The sequence below is a fragment of the Acidovorax sp. LjRoot129 genome (assembly GCF_964253765.1).
In the GTDB taxonomy this organism is placed as follows: Bacteria; Pseudomonadota; Gammaproteobacteria; order Burkholderiales; family Burkholderiaceae_C; genus Acidovorax.
Genome location: NZ_CAXUSE020000001.1, coordinates 3,303,846 through 3,317,531, shown reverse-complemented (window position 1 = coordinate 3,317,531; position 13,686 = coordinate 3,303,846). Strand labels below are relative to the sequence as shown.

General features: G+C 66.4%; 9 protein-coding genes. 7 read left to right on the top strand and 2 right to left on the bottom strand.

Annotation, left to right across the window (positions count from 1 at the left end; genetic code table 11):
• The first annotated feature begins 2 nt into the window (after window positions 1-2).
• The 4 genes from ppa (at window position 3) to ACSQ3Q_RS15240 (ending at window position 5,045) form a co-directional block, all read left to right on the top strand.
• Window positions 3-542, top strand: a complete 540-nt coding sequence (ppa, locus tag ACSQ3Q_RS15255; RefSeq protein WP_436135198.1) for an inorganic diphosphatase — start codon at window positions 3-5, stop codon at window positions 540-542.
• A gap of 320 nt (window positions 543-862) precedes the next feature.
• Window positions 863-2,035 carry an esterase-like activity of phytase family protein gene (locus tag ACSQ3Q_RS15250; protein ID WP_436135197.1) on the top strand — a complete coding sequence of 391 codons (1,173 nt, stop codon included), beginning with the start codon at window positions 863-865 and terminating at the stop codon, window positions 2,033-2,035.
• 240 nt (window positions 2,036-2,275) lie between these two features.
• Window positions 2,276-4,138: a methyl-accepting chemotaxis protein gene (locus ACSQ3Q_RS15245; protein ID WP_436135196.1), complete on the top strand. Its 1,863-nt coding sequence runs from the start codon at window positions 2,276-2,278 to the stop codon at window positions 4,136-4,138.
• 517 nt (window positions 4,139-4,655) lie between these two features.
• The gene (locus tag ACSQ3Q_RS15240; RefSeq protein WP_436135195.1) at window positions 4,656-5,045 is read left to right on the top strand and encodes a hypothetical protein; all 390 of its coding nucleotides are present in this window, start codon (window positions 4,656-4,658) and stop codon (window positions 5,043-5,045) included.
• A gap of 274 nt (window positions 5,046-5,319) precedes the next feature.
• On the opposite strand, the gene ACSQ3Q_RS15235 is transcribed toward ACSQ3Q_RS15240, so the two are convergent.
• Window positions 5,320-6,129, bottom strand: coding sequence for an esterase/lipase family protein (locus ACSQ3Q_RS15235; RefSeq protein ID WP_436135194.1), 810 nt, complete (start codon window positions 6,127-6,129; stop codon window positions 5,320-5,322).
• A 453-nt stretch (window positions 6,130-6,582) separates the two neighbouring features.
• Between ACSQ3Q_RS15235 and ACSQ3Q_RS15230 the strand changes: the two genes are divergently transcribed.
• Window positions 6,583-8,400, top strand: coding sequence for a methyl-accepting chemotaxis protein (locus ACSQ3Q_RS15230; protein WP_436135193.1), 1,818 nt, complete (start codon window positions 6,583-6,585; stop codon window positions 8,398-8,400).
• A gap of 333 nt (window positions 8,401-8,733) precedes the next feature.
• Window positions 8,734-10,272 carry a methyl-accepting chemotaxis protein gene (locus ACSQ3Q_RS15225; RefSeq protein WP_436135192.1) on the top strand — a complete coding sequence of 513 codons (1,539 nt, stop codon included), beginning with the start codon at window positions 8,734-8,736 and terminating at the stop codon, window positions 10,270-10,272.
• Window positions 10,273-10,437: 165 nt separating this feature from the next.
• Here the strand turns inward: ACSQ3Q_RS15225 and ACSQ3Q_RS15220 are convergent, their stop codons facing one another.
• Complete coding sequence (locus ACSQ3Q_RS15220; RefSeq protein ID WP_436135191.1) at window positions 10,438-11,799, bottom strand: GNAT family N-acetyltransferase; 1,362 nt, start codon at window positions 11,797-11,799, stop codon at window positions 10,438-10,440.
• 80 nt (window positions 11,800-11,879) lie between these two features.
• On the opposite strand from ACSQ3Q_RS15220, the gene ACSQ3Q_RS15215 reads away from it, so the two are divergent.
• Window positions 11,880-13,538 (top strand): NAD+ synthase, encoded by a 1,659-nt coding sequence (locus ACSQ3Q_RS15215; RefSeq protein ID WP_436135190.1) that lies wholly within the window; start codon window positions 11,880-11,882, stop codon window positions 13,536-13,538.
• Window positions 13,539-13,686: the final 148 nt, after the last annotated feature.

Sequence of the window (13,686 nt, the reverse complement as noted above, 5' to 3'; positions counted from 1 at the left end):
ACATGTCCCTCAACAACGTCACCCCTGGCAAGAACATTCCTGAAGCGTTCAACGTGGTCATCGAGATCCCGATGAACGCCGACCCGATCAAGTACGAAGTGGACAAGGAATCCGGCGCGATCTTCGTGGACCGTTTCATGACCACGGCCATGCACTACCCGACCAACTACGGCTACGTGCCGCAGACCCTGTCGGGCGACGGCGACCCGGTCGATGTGCTGGTGATCACGCCGTACCCGCTGCACTCGGGTGTGGTGGTGCCCTGCCGCCCGCTGGGCATCCTGATGATGGAAGACGAGGCCGGTGTGGATGGCAAGGTCATCGCCGTGCCCACGTCCAAGATCCTGCCCATGTACGACCACTGGAAGACCATCGACGACGTGAACGCCATGCGCCGCAACGCCATCGCCCACTTCTTCGAGCACTACAAGGACCTGGAAAAGGGCAAGTGGGTCAAGGTCGTCGGCTGGGAAGGCATCGACTCCGCCAAGAAGGAAGTCACCGACGGTATCGCGGCCTACAAGAAGGCCAACAACGCCTGAGGCCCGGCGCCCGGCCGTCCATGCCGGGTTTGAAGCCAAAATGGCCGCCAGCGCTTGATCCATAAGCGCAAGTAGCTATCAAAATAAGAGCGCACAGCGATTTGGCTGTGCGCTTTTTTTTTTGGCCGCTTTGATGATCGTCGCGCTGCGGTCCGTGCCGTTGATCTCGTCCGCGGTCGCTCTTCCGCCACTCGCCACTCGGTATCCCGACCCGCCACCGACCAGCTGCTGAGCTCTCCCTGTCACGCCCGGGAAACATGCGCCCCCTAGCCTCGGGCGCTTTCATCCATTCAACGGCCTGACAGGGCGGGAGCAAACACATGGCAGGGCAACATCATTCCTGGCGGCATTTCGCCACCACCGTGGCGGCGGCGATTGCGATGGCCACTGCGCTCGCCGGCTGCGGCGGCAACGATGGCGATGGCGTGGATGGCGGCCGCGCACAGCCCATCGCATCGCTGCGCCTGCTGGGCAGTGCGTCGCTGCCCACGGGCACGGTGTTCGACGGTGTGGAATTTGGCGGTATCTCGGGCCTGGACCGTGCGGCCGACGGCAGCTACTGGGCCATCTCGGACGACCGCGGCGGCGAGCGTGGCACGCCGCGCTTCTACAACCTGGGCATCGACTACGACGCCAGCGGCGCCGTCAAGATCAAGATCAACCGCCAAGCCCACATGCTGCGCGAGGACGGCACGCCATTCCCCGCCAACGCCCGCACGGTCGACCCCGAAGCCATCCGCACCGCACCCGATGGCAGCCTGTACTGGGCATCGGAAGGCAACTGGAACGCCACCCCCGCCAGCCGCTTTCAGCCCTTTGTGCGCCAGATGACACGCGAAGGGCGCTTTGTGCGCGAATTCACGCTGCCTGCCATGTACCAGTACGCCGACAACACCACCGACGGCGCGCGCAGCAACAAGGTGTTCGAGGCCCTGGCCGTGTCGCCCGACGGCACGGTGTATGCCGCCAACGAAGACGCGCTGATCCAGGACGGCCCGCTCACCACGCTGCAGGCCGGCAGCGTCGTGCGCGTGACCGCCATCGACCCCACCACCGGCCAGCCCAAGGGGCAGTACGCCTATGCGCTGCCCAAGATCCCGGTGGATGCCGCGCCGGGCGCGCCTTTTGGCCCGGACAACGGCCTGTCAGACCTGCTGGCCGTGGGCAACGGCCAGTTCATCGCGGTCGAGCGCGCGTTTGCCTCGGGCGTGGGCAACACCGTCCGCCTCGTGTGGACCGAAATCACCAGCGCCACCACCGACGTGAGCCGCACGCAGCGCCTGGCGGGCGCCACCTACACGCCCATGACGCGCAAGGTGCTGCTGGAGATGCCGCTTACCTGGCAGGGCGTGAAGCTCGACAACATCGAAGCCATCACCTGGGGCCACACGCTGCCCAACGGCCACCGCACGCTGGTGCTGGCGGCCGACAACAACTTCACGGCCGACACGCAGGCCAACCAGTTCATCGTGCTGGAGGTGCTGCCGCAGTAGGGCAGGGGACCCAACCCTACAGAATGGGTGCCGTAGAAGCCCCCAGCGCTTGTTGGTTAAGCGCTTGATGCTATGAAATTGGTAGCAAAATGGAGTTGTGGAGCCCGTCGCTGTTGCTGCGCAACGGATGCCGAAACCGTGAAACACCTGAGACGAGATGCGGCCCCGGACTGATAGACTGGGTCAGCATTTTGTTACAAATGGCGGCGGGCCCGGGCACCGCCCTCTGAAGGGTGATTCATGAAAGTTTCCGATCTGCGCATCGGCGTCAAGCTGGGAGCAGGCTTCCTGCTGATGGTGCTGTTCACCACGCTGCTGGGCGTGATGGCCCTGGTCCAGATGTCGCGCATCCAAAGCAGTGCCGACAGCCTGGCCACCGACCTCTTGCCGACCGTGGCCCAGGTGGGCGAACTGCGGGTGCTGCTCAACCGCATGCGCCGCTCCGAAGGGGGCCTGGCCACCGCGCGCAATGCCGCCGAGGTGAAGGCGTTTTCCGAGCAGGTGCTGGCGCGGCACAAGGACGTCGAGCGCGTCGAGACTGCGCTGGAACCCCTGGCCGACACCCCCCGCGAGCGCGAGGCCTTCAAGCAGTACAAAGAGCGCAAGACCAAATACATCACGCTGCAGGCCGACCTGATCGAGGTGGCCAAGAACGTCGACTTCAGCACCACCGAAACCCATGACCTCACCGGCGACGCGCTGGGCATGCTCTACGCCGGCGAGTCGGAAACCGCCTTTGTGGCCACCGCCGAATCGCTGGGCGAATTGCAAAAGATCAACGCCGAGAACGCGGCGCAGGCCAGTGCCGATTCGCACAGCGTGTTTGACATGGCGCGCCTGTGGTTGCTGGGCACCATGGTGGCCTGCGTGGTGCTGGCCGCGCTGCTGGGTGTGGGCATCACGCGCTCGGTGACCGTGCCGGCGCGCCACGCCGTGCAGGCGGCGCGCAGCATTGCGGCGGGCGACCTGGCGGCCGATGTGCCGCCCGGCGGCCGCGATGAAATGGGCCAGCTGCTCACCGCGCTGGGCGCCATGCGTGACAACCTGTCGCATGTGGTGTCGGGCGTGCGCGGCAACGCCGAAGGCGTGGCCACCGCCAGCGCGCAGATCGCCTCGGGCAACCACGACCTGTCGGCCCGTACCGAGCAACAGGCCTCGGCACTGGAACAAACCGCAGCATCGATGGAAGAGCTCGGCTCCACCGTCAAGCTGAACGCCGAGAACGCACGCGCTGCCAACCAGCTGGCACTGAACGCATCGACGGTGGCAGTGCAAGGCGGCGACGTGGTGGCCGAAGTGGTTGAGACCATGAAGGGCATCAACAACAGCAGCAAGAAGATCGCAGACATCATCAGCGTGATCGACGGCATCGCCTTCCAGACCAACATCCTGGCGCTGAACGCCGCCGTGGAAGCCGCCCGCGCCGGCGAGCAGGGCCGCGGTTTTGCCGTGGTGGCCGGCGAGGTGCGCAGCCTGGCCGGGCGCAGCGCCGAGGCCGCCAAGGAAATCAAGGCCCTGATCAGCGCCAGCGTGGAGCGTGTGGAACAAGGCACGGCGCTGGTCGACAAGGCCGGTGCCACGATGACCGAGGTGGTCGGTGCCATCCGCCGCGTGACCGACATCATGGGCGAGATCAGCGCGGCCAGCGGCGAGCAAAGCCAGGGCGTATCGCAAGTGGGCGAAGCCGTCACGCAAATGGACCAGGCGACGCAGCAGAACGCGGCATTGGTCGAAGAGATGGCTGCCGCCGCCAGCGCGCTCAATGCCCAAGCCGGCGAACTGGTGAATGCGGTGGCCGTGTTCAAGCTGGATGCCGCAACGACCGCTGTGGCGCGCAGCGCGCCCGCAGTGCACGCACCTGTCGCAGCACGCAGCCCCACGCCCATCCCTGCGCCACCGGCCCGCCGGGTGGCTGCGCCTGCGGCTGCCAAACTGGGCGCTGCGCGCAGTGGCGCATCGGCGGCGCCAGCCAGCCAGCGCAGTGCGGCGCCTGTGGCGAGCCTGTCGGCCCCCAAGCCCGCTGCCAAGCCCACGGCCAAAGCAGCACCTGCGCCATCCACTGCCACGGCTGCGGGCGGTGATGACGATTGGGAGAGCTTCTGATTTCTGCGGTGTCTTGCTGGCACTGCGGGGATGCAATGGAGGGTAAGGGCCTCAATGGCCTCTAGCGCTTATTCCTATTGCCTTTGCAGCTATCAGGATAGGAGCAATTGAGGCTGGCGCGACGGTGAATGGGTTGCGTGCGGCCATGCCCGGCTCAGCCCATGGGCGCGTCCCCGTCGCCCACGGCGACCCTATCTGCCTGCCACCTGAGGGGTGCCCGCGTCGGGGCTTTGGAGAAGGCTGCAGGTACGCGCATCAGCCGGTGCTGAACCGCAGTCGCCGACCACCCCGGCTGGGCTGCCGACCACGCGCCGGGCAGTGACCACAACGCCCGCACGTGCGTAGCACCGCGCCCCGCTGGCAATCGTTTGGAACCCGCGGCACACCCTGGACGAAGTCCTTGTCCGACAGCGTTGAACGCCCGCAGACGGCGCAATAGCCCATCAAGGAGGCCTACAACCGAAGGACGGCAGCGCTCACCGAGCGCCTGCCAGCCCATCCACTGCAGGAGACCTCCATGAACCCATCGACCATTGAAGCCGTGACCCGTGACAACGACCTGTCCGAGCAGGCGCGCCGCGAACAGACCGCGCCGTTGCCTGGCCCCAACCTGCGCGACGACGGCGTCGTGCACACGGGTGCAGACCGCCCTGGCGCACAACTGCAAGGCGTCGCAGTCGGCGGCGGGGCAGTGGCCGGCGCTGCTGCGGGCGCAGTGGTGGGCACTGTCGTTGCAGGGCCTGCCGGCGCCGTCGTCGGCGGAGTGGTGGGCGCAGTCACCGGCGCGCTGGGCGGGTCGGCCGTGGCGCCCGCCCAATCTGACCCACCCAGCGAGGCCATCCCCGAGCCGCAGGAGCGCGAAGTGACCCGCTTTGGCGAGGTGCATCAGGAAGATCTGCGGCGCTGAATCGCCAGCTCCAGGGTGCGCCGCACGTTGGAGTGCGGCGTGCGGCCGACGACGGCTTCAGCTTGTTCGCCACCACCAAACTTTTCGCCAGGTCGGCGGCTGGCGACACGCCAGCAGGTTGGCTGTGGCTTGGCCCGGAGCATGGGTTTGAGAGAAAATGGGCCCTAGCGCTTATCCAGTAAGTGCTAGTAGCTATAAAAAAAATAGCAGATCACCCTAAAGCCGCATGTATGTCCGCAACGGCCGCCCACCGCGCAGGCAGGCCGCGGCCCGCTCAACGCTGCGGGTCTGGGAACATGATCTGCGAGCCCAGCACGCGGGGCCGCTGAAACGGCTGCCACACGGCGCCGGGCCCCTGCGGCTGCCCCAGCCGGTCGGCGACGGCCCACCAGGCGCTTGGGTTCAGGCCAATGCCAAAGTGGCTGGCGACCACCTCGATGTTTTCGGTGTGCGGGTTGTGCGCAGCGGGCGCCTGCACGCTGCCGCGCCAGGCCACCACGCCATCGCTGCGCGAGTAGATGCTGGTGGTGGGCACGGGCGGGGCTTCGGGCAGGTTGTAGTTTTCGGTCTCGCGCTCGATGCTGCGGCCGCTGGCCAGCTGGTACAGGCGCCAGGCGTTGGTCGAAGTGTGGTGGCCCGCAAATGGCGTGCCCAGCGTGATCACGCAGCGCACGCGCTCGGGCATCTCCTTGGCCAGTTCGCGCGCGTACACGCCGCCCAGGCTCCAGCCCACCAAACTCACCTTGCTGCCGCTTGCCTCATGGGCAGCTTGCAACTGGCGCTTGGCGGCGTCCAGCACGCCGTCGCGCGGGCCCAGGTTCAGGCCCTGGCCCCAGCCTTCGGTGTGGTAGTTGCGGGATTCAAGATAACGACGCAGCGGCGACGTGGTGACATCGCCCGCGGTGAGGCCCGGGAAGACGATCACCGTGTGGCCGTCGCCCTTGGGGGCGCGCTGCAGCACGGGCCAGGCCGGCAGCACCGCCCCAAACTCCCAGGGCGCCCGCAACTCCAGCGCCAGCAACGGCAGGCTCGGGGGCGGAAAGTGGTGGGGGTCGGTTTCTTTCTTCTGGCTGAAAAAGGGCATCACGGCGTCATTCAAAAGCGGGGAAGGGTGCGGCCGGCGGGGCGGCTTTGCACGGTAGCAGTTTTTTGTGCGCGAACGCCGGGCGGGAATGGAGCTAGCTCTCCAATTCAACCGTGGGCGCCAGGGGGTAAGCGCTGGGGCACGCCTCGGCAGCGAAGGCGCGCGGGACAGCCTCTCACGCGCTCGTTGCCATCGGGGCACCCGGGATGCCCGCACTGTCCAGACGCAAGTACATGCGCCGTCGGCCTACGCGGGGCGACAGCGCACGCTGGTATCAATCCGTCAGCGTGCGGCTGTGCAGCGGCGGGTGAGCTGCCCTCGTTGCCGCCATCGATGGCGATGGCGTGGACCGCGCGCGCCGCGGCGCAGTGGCGATGAAGGCCTGCCACAACGCTCTGTGCCGACGCGGTTTCCACAGCTAAAAAACACCGTCAACCCGAGGAGACAGAGAACATGAATCAGCTGAAGATCTCAACCCGACTGGCCGCGGCGTTTGCCGTCATGGTGTTGCTTCTCATCGCGCTGGGGGCGGTGAGTTTGGCCCAGTCGGCCAGCCAGCGTGCAGAACTCAAGGACGTCATCGACGCGCGCATACCCATCACAAGATCCTTGGGGACGTTGGCGGATCGCGTGAACGTGCAGGCTATTCAGTTTCGCAACCTGGCGCTGTTCTCCACCGACACGGTGACCCGATTTGCCCGGGACCAGATTGCGGCCGCCAGGACCAGCACGGCAGAGCAATACAAGACGCTCGACACCCTCATCAATTCGCCCAAGGGCGAAGACATACTGGCCCGCATGCAACTGCGGCGCGCCGAGTTCGTCAAGGTGGGGGACCAATACCTGGCGTTGATCCAGCAGGGTCAAAAGGACGAGGCCATCAAGCTGCTGGAGGAGCAGTTTCGCCCGGTGCAGCTGGCCTACCAGGCCACGATTCAGGAGCAGGTGGAGTTTCAAGCGCAAATCACGGTGGCGGCTGGCCAGCGGGCCGAAGCTGCGGCCCATGCGCTGGTGCGCAATGTGCTGATCGCGAGCGCCATTGCGATTGCGATGGCGGTCTTTCTGGCGATCTCGATCATCCGGTCGATCACCCGACCCCTGGCGCAGGCCGTCGAAGCGGCAGACCGCGTGGCCAGTGGCGACCTGAGCGGGCAGATCGTTGTCCAGTCCCAGGACGAAACCGGCCATCTGCTCAGTGCGCTGCAGCGCATGCAGCAAAGCCTGGTCAACACCGTGAGTTCCGTGCGCAGCAATGCCGAGGGCGTGGCCTCGGCCAGTTCGCAGATTGCCTCGGGCAACAACGACCTGTCGGCCCGCACCGAGCAGCAGGCCTCGGCACTGGAGGAAACCGCAGCGTCGATGGAAGAGCTCGGCTCCACCGTCAAGCAGAACGCCGACAACGCGCGGGCAGCGAATCAGCTGGCGATGAGCGCATCCACCGTGGCCGTACAGGGCGGTGACGTAGTGTCCGAAGTGGTCGAGACAATGAAGGGCATCAACGAAAGCAGCAAGAAGATCGCAGACATCATCAGCGTGATTGATGGCATCGCTTTCCAGACCAACATCCTTGCGTTGAACGCGGCCGTGGAAGCCGCGCGTGCGGGCGATCAAGGGCGTGGCTTTGCGGTGGTGGCCGGCGAAGTGCGCAGCCTGGCCGGGCGCAGCGCCGAGGCCGCCAAGGAAATCAAGGCCCTGATCAGCGCCAGCGTGGAGCGGGTGGAGCAAGGCACTGCCTTGGTCGACAAGGCCGGCGCCACGATGACCGAAGTGGTCACAGCCATCCGCCGGGTCACCGACATCATGGGCGAGATCAGTGCGGCCAGCAGTGAACAAAGCGCGGGCGTGGGCCAGGTCGGCGAAGCCGTCATGCAGATGGACCAGGCCACGCAGCAGAACGCCGCGTTGGTCGAAGAGATGGCTGCCGCCGCCAGTGCGCTGAATGCGCAGGCCGGCGAGCTGGTGAATGCGGTGGCCGTGTTCAAGCTCGATGCCAGTGCCGGCAACACCACCCGCGCCCAGGCCGCGGCACCTGCACCATCGTTCGCACACCGGGCGCCGGTGCCGGCACCGGCCTATGCCGCCACACGCAGCGCCTTGCCCCAGAGCGCTAGCAGCGCCATCGGTGGCAGCAAGACCGCCGCCAAGTCGCGGGCCAGCTTGTCCGCCCCAAGGCCCGACGCCAAAGCCCCGGCAGCCAGCAAGCCTACCGCGCCAGGCCCGGCCCCTGCGCCCGCCAAGGGCGGCAACGATGAGGACTGGGAAAGCTTCTGAGGGGACCGCTTCGGTTGCGGACAAAAACAGGGGTAAAAATAGCCTCTAGCGCTTGTCCAATAAGCGCTGATAGCTATCAAAAACAAAGCACGGTGAAGGTCCGCCTCCAGCGTGCTTTTTGTTGCGTGCAACCCACTTTGCCGCCGGACCGCCGTGAAACCCTGCGGGTCAATAGAATGCATGCTTATTAATCGGTCGATAATCGACCCCGTGTTTGACACCCCATCAGGCGCTATGCCGCGTGGCCGCCGTGGCGCCAAGTGAGCCGCCCGGCAATCGCAAAGGCTGGTCTGTCACCAGACAACAGCCCTTCTTCTCCCCCGAAACAGTCCCATGAACCATCTCAAAATCGGCGCACGCCTGAGCCTGGCGTTTGCCCTTGTGCTCCTTATCACTGCGGCCATCGCGGCGCTGGGCGTCTGGCGGCTGGGGGTTTTGAAGGACGCGAGCGTCCAGATTGCCACCACCGAGATGGAGCGCAATGCGCTGGCGCAGGACTGGAAGGCGGCCATCGACCTCAACTGGGTGCGCGCGTCGGCCTCGCTCAAGGCAACGGACGCGGGCTACATCGAATCGCTTGCGGCAGATATGACGGCGACCTCGCAGCGGGCGAGCGTTGCGCAAAAGAAGCTCGAAGGCTTGAGCGATGGCGCAGCGGAAAAAGCGCTGATGGACCGCATTGCCACCGCGCGTTCTGCCTATGTGGGCGCGCGCGCCAAATTGCTGGAGCGCAAAAAGGCGGGTGAAGATGTTTTTGCCCTGGTGGACAGCGACCTCAAGCCCCTGGCCAACAACTACCTGACGGCGCTGGCCGACATGGCCGACCACACCCACAAGCAGCTCGGGCAGTTCGGGCAGCTCAACATCCGCACGGCGGTTGCGAGCCAGTGGGCGCTGGCGCTTGGTGCGCTGGTGTCGATGGTGCTCGGTGCGGTGTTTGCGCTGTGGACCGCCCGCTCCATCGTGGGGCCCGTGCGCCAGGCCGCGCAGGCGGCGGGCGAAATCAGCCGCGGGAACCTGTCTTCGCGCATTCATGCGGAGGGCAGGGATGAACTGGCGCAGCTGCTGCGTTCGCTGGCCGAAATGCAGCACAACCTGTCGGGCATCGTCGGGCAGGTGCGCTCGGGCTCCGAAAACGTGGCCGCGGCTTCTTCCGAGATCGCCCAGGGCAACAACGACCTGAGCGCCCGCACCGAGCAGCAGGCCAGCGCGCTGGAGGAAACCGCTGCGTCGATGGAAGAACTCAATTCCACCGTGCGCCAGAACGCCGACAACGCCCGCCAGGCCAATCAGCTGGCGCTCAGTGCATCCGCCGTGGCCGTGCGGGGCGGCGATGTGGTCAGCCAGGTGGTGGGCACCATGAAGGGCATCCAGGACAGCAGTCGCAAGATCACCGACATCATTGGCGTGATCGACTCCATTGCGTTCCAGACCAACATCCTGGCGCTCAACGCCGCGGTGGAGGCGGCGCGTGCGGGCGAGCAGGGCCGGGGTTTTGCGGTGGTGGCCACCGAAGTGCGCAGCCTGGCGGGCCGCTCGGCAGACGCCGCCAAGCAGATCAAGGCGCTGATCAGCGACAGCGTGGAGCGCGTGGGCACAGGCACTGCACTGGTCGACCAGGCCGGCGCCACGATGGCCGAGGTCGTGGGCGCCATCAAGCGCGTGACCGACTTGATGGGCGAGATCAGTGCCGCCAGCACCGAACAGAGCCAGGGCGTGAGCCAGGTGGGCGAGGCCGTGACGCAGATGGACCAGGCCACGCAGCAGAATGCCGCGCTGGTCGAAGAAATGGCCGCCGCCGCCAGCAGCCTGAGCAGCCAGGCGCAGGCGCTGGTGAACACGGTGGCGTTTTTCAGGCTCTCCGCGGCTTGATCCGCTTCATTTGCTGGAGCGGATGGGCCCTTGGCGTGATCGTTGGCGCGCCTACTCGCACATTTGCCTATTCGCCCGTCGCTGAGCCGTGCCCAAGCCCGCGCCCACGCCCACGCCCACTCCGGCGGCGACGGCCTTGTATGGACGGATCAATCGCTCGGCTGATCAGGCCGTGGCCTTGAACGGGCTGCGCGCCTGCAGCTCGCTCAGGTAGTCCTCCACCCCGGCGCCTTCGCGCTGCAGGAACCGCTCCACCGCCTCGGCAAAGGCCGGGTGCGCCAGCCAATGGGCGCTGGTGGCCTGCACGGGCAGCAGCGCGCGGGCCATTTTGTGCTCGCCCTGCGCGCCGCCTTCGAAACGGGCCACGCCCTGGTCGATGCACCACTGCAGCGGCTGGTAGTAGCAGGCCTCAAAGTGCAGGCAGTCCACCCGCTCCAGCGCACCCCAATAGCGGCCGTAGGCCACCATGTTCTGGTCATTTTGGCCGCCAGCGCTGGATGGATAAGCGCCAATAGCTATCAAACTGGTAGCAATCGGCTGGCCGCCGCGCTCGGCCACAAACAGCAGCCAGGCCTCGGGCATGTGCGCCGCCATGCGCGCGAAGAAATCCCGCGTGAGGTAGGGCGGGTTGCCATGTTCGAGGTAGGTGCGCTCATAGCAGCGGTAGAAGAAATCCCAGTCAGCCGGGGCGATGTCCGCACCGCGTGCCCAGCGGAAGCTCACCCCAGCCTCGGCCACGCGGCGGCGCTCCTGGCGGATCTTCTTGCGCTTGTCCTGGGCCAGGCTGGCAAGGAAGTGGTCGAAGCTGGTGAAGGTTTGTCCCGAGCCGCCGCCGTGCCGCCCCAAGGCGGCGAGGGCCCCCTCGGGGGGCAGCGAACCACGCGCAGCGGGGAGCGTGGGGGCCACGTTCTCGCCGCCGCCGGGCCGCCCCAAGGCGGCGAGGGCCCCCTCGGGGGGCAGCGAGGACACGCCAGTGCCGAGCGTGGGGGCCACATTCTTCCAGTGGAATTGCACCGTGTGGCGCAGCATCAGTTCTTGCTGCGCACTGGTCAGCACATCGTCGTCGCTGGCAAACAGGATGTGCACGGACGACACGTTCTCCTCTTCACACCACTGGCACACGGCCCGCACCAGCAGGGCGCGCGCTGCGTCGTCGCGTGCGAGCAGGCGGGTGCCGGGCACGGGGGTGAAGGGCACGGCCACCACGGCCTTGGGGTAGTAGGGCACGCCGTGCTGCTCGTAGGCGCTGGCCCAGGCCCAGTCAAAAACATATTCGCCGTACGAATGGTTCTTGAGGTACAGCGGGCAGGCGGCAATCAGTGCGTCGCCGTCCCACAGTGTCATGAAGCGCGGCGCCCAGCCGGTGCGCGGCGTGGCGCTGCCGCTTTCGTGCAGGGCGGCCAGGTATTCGTGCCGCATGAAGGGCGTGGGGTGGCTTTGGCGGGCCAGCAGCGCGTTCCAGGCGGCGGCGTCCACGTCGAGCGGAGACGCGAGTACGCGGGCGATAATGGCGGCTTCCTCAGCCATGCACTCTCCCGTGCCGCCGACCGTTGCGCGGGCCTGCAATGGCGGTATCCAACCCGGCCACCAGGGCCGCCTTCAGTTCCATGACGCTCTCCATTTGCACTGCGCAGCTCAACTTTGTGGTGGGCGATATGCCCGGGAATGCGCAGAAGATCATTGCCGCGGCGCGCGAGGCCTACGCCCAGGGCGCGCGGCTGCTGCTGACGCCTGAACTGGCGATCTGCGGCTACGCGGCCGAAGACCTGTTCATGCGCCCCGCCTTCATTGCGGCCTGTGATGATGCCGTGAAAACCGTGGCCCGCGAGACGGCAGGGTTGAAAGGCCTGGCCATCGTGCTCGGGCACCCGCAGGCCGTGGCGCCCGATGCGCCTGCATTCAGTGCCTGCTTCAATGCCGCCAGCGTGCTGCGCGACGGGCAGATCGAGCAGACCTACGCCAAGCGCGAGCTGCCCAACTACCAGGTGTTTGACGAGCGCCGGTACTTTGTGGCCGGCGACAAGCCCTGCGTGTTTGAGGTCGAAGGCCTGCGCGTCGGTGTGCTGGTCTGCGAGGACGCCTGGTTTCCGGAGCCCGCGCGCGATGCGGCGGCCGCGGGTGCGCAGTTGCTGGCGGTGATCAATGCGTCGCCGTTCCATGTGGGCAAGAGCTCCGAGCGCGAAACCACGATGCGCGAGCGGGTGACCGAAACGGGCCTGCCGCTGGTCTATGCCCATTTGGTGGGCGGCCAGGACGAAGTGGTGTTCGAAGGCCGCTCGTTCGCGCTCGACGCCGACGGCTCGGTGGCCGGCCGCGGGCCTGCTTTTGAAGAAAAACTGGTGTTTGCGCAGGTCCAGCAAGCGCAAGGCGCTATCAAAATAAAAGCAATCGTCGATCCAGAGAAAAGCTGGGAAGCCGACCTGTGGAATGCGCTGGTGCTGGGCGTGCGGGACTACGTGGGCAAGAATGGTTTCCCCGGGGCGGTGCTCGGGTTGTCGGGCGGCATCGATTCGGCCCTGGTGCTGGCGATTGCGGTGGACGCGCTGGGCGCCGACAAGGTGCGCACGGTGATGATGCCCTCGCCCTACACGGCCGACATCAGCTGGATCGATTCGCGCGACATGGCCACGCGCATGGGCGTGCGCTATGACGAGATCTCGATCAAGCCGCAGTTCGAGGCTTTCAAGGCTGCGCTGGCGACAGACTTTGTCGGCCTGCCCGAAGACACCACCGAAGAGAACCTGCAGGCGCGCATCCGCGGCACGTTGCTCATGGCACTGTCCAACAAGTTCGGCTCCATCGTCCTGACCACGGGCAACAAGAGCGAAATGGCCACCGGTTACTGCACGCTGTATGGCGACATGGCAGGCGGGTTTGCGGTAATCAAGGACGTGGCCAAGACCCGCGTGTTTGACCTGGCGCGCTGGCGCAACGCCAACGACCCGTACGGCACGGGCGCCAATCCGATTCCGGAGCGCATCATCACGCGCCCGCCCAGCGCCGAGCTGCGCCCCGACCAGAAAGACCAGGACAGCCTGCCGCCCTACGAGGTGCTCGATGCCATCGTCGCGCGCTACATGGAAAACGACGAGCCGATCGAATCCATCATCGCCAGCGGATTTGAGCGCGCCGATGTGGAGCGCGTGACGCGGCTGATCAAGCTCAACGAATACAAGCGCCGCCAGGCGCCCGTGGGGATTCGCGTGACGCGCCGCAGCTTTGGCAAGGACTGGCGTTACCCTATCACCAGCAAGTTTCGGGCTTGAAATGGCGCGACGACGGCTACTTTTGAGCTACTGGGGGGCTTCGGCCACCTCTCGCGCTGCGTGCAAGTGCGAACGCTTTGAGCGCCTTAGGCGCCTGCAACCGCCGATGGGTCTTTGCGCAGCAGGCTTGTACTGCCGGCCTGGTCAA

Bases quoted from the DNA above. Each gene is read 5' to 3' on its own strand.
- ppa (WP_436135198.1), top strand. From the start codon at position 3: ATGTCCCTCAACAACGTCACCCCTGGCAAGAACATTCCTGAAGCGTTC.
- ACSQ3Q_RS15250 (WP_436135197.1), top strand. From the start codon at position 863: ATGGCAGGGCAACATCATTCCTGGCGGCATTTCGCCACCACCGTGGCG.
- ACSQ3Q_RS15245 (WP_436135196.1), top strand. From the start codon at position 2,276: ATGAAAGTTTCCGATCTGCGCATCGGCGTCAAGCTGGGAGCAGGCTTC.
- ACSQ3Q_RS15240 (WP_436135195.1), top strand. From the start codon at position 4,656: ATGAACCCATCGACCATTGAAGCCGTGACCCGTGACAACGACCTGTCC.
- ACSQ3Q_RS15235 (WP_436135194.1), bottom strand. From the start codon at position 6,129: ATGCCCTTTTTCAGCCAGAAGAAAGAAACCGACCCCCACCACTTTCCG.
- ACSQ3Q_RS15230 (WP_436135193.1), top strand. From the start codon at position 6,583: ATGAATCAGCTGAAGATCTCAACCCGACTGGCCGCGGCGTTTGCCGTC.
- ACSQ3Q_RS15225 (WP_436135192.1), top strand. From the start codon at position 8,734: ATGAACCATCTCAAAATCGGCGCACGCCTGAGCCTGGCGTTTGCCCTT.
- ACSQ3Q_RS15220 (WP_436135191.1), bottom strand. From the start codon at position 11,799: ATGGCTGAGGAAGCCGCCATTATCGCCCGCGTACTCGCGTCTCCGCTC.
- ACSQ3Q_RS15215 (WP_436135190.1), top strand. From the start codon at position 11,880: ATGACGCTCTCCATTTGCACTGCGCAGCTCAACTTTGTGGTGGGCGAT.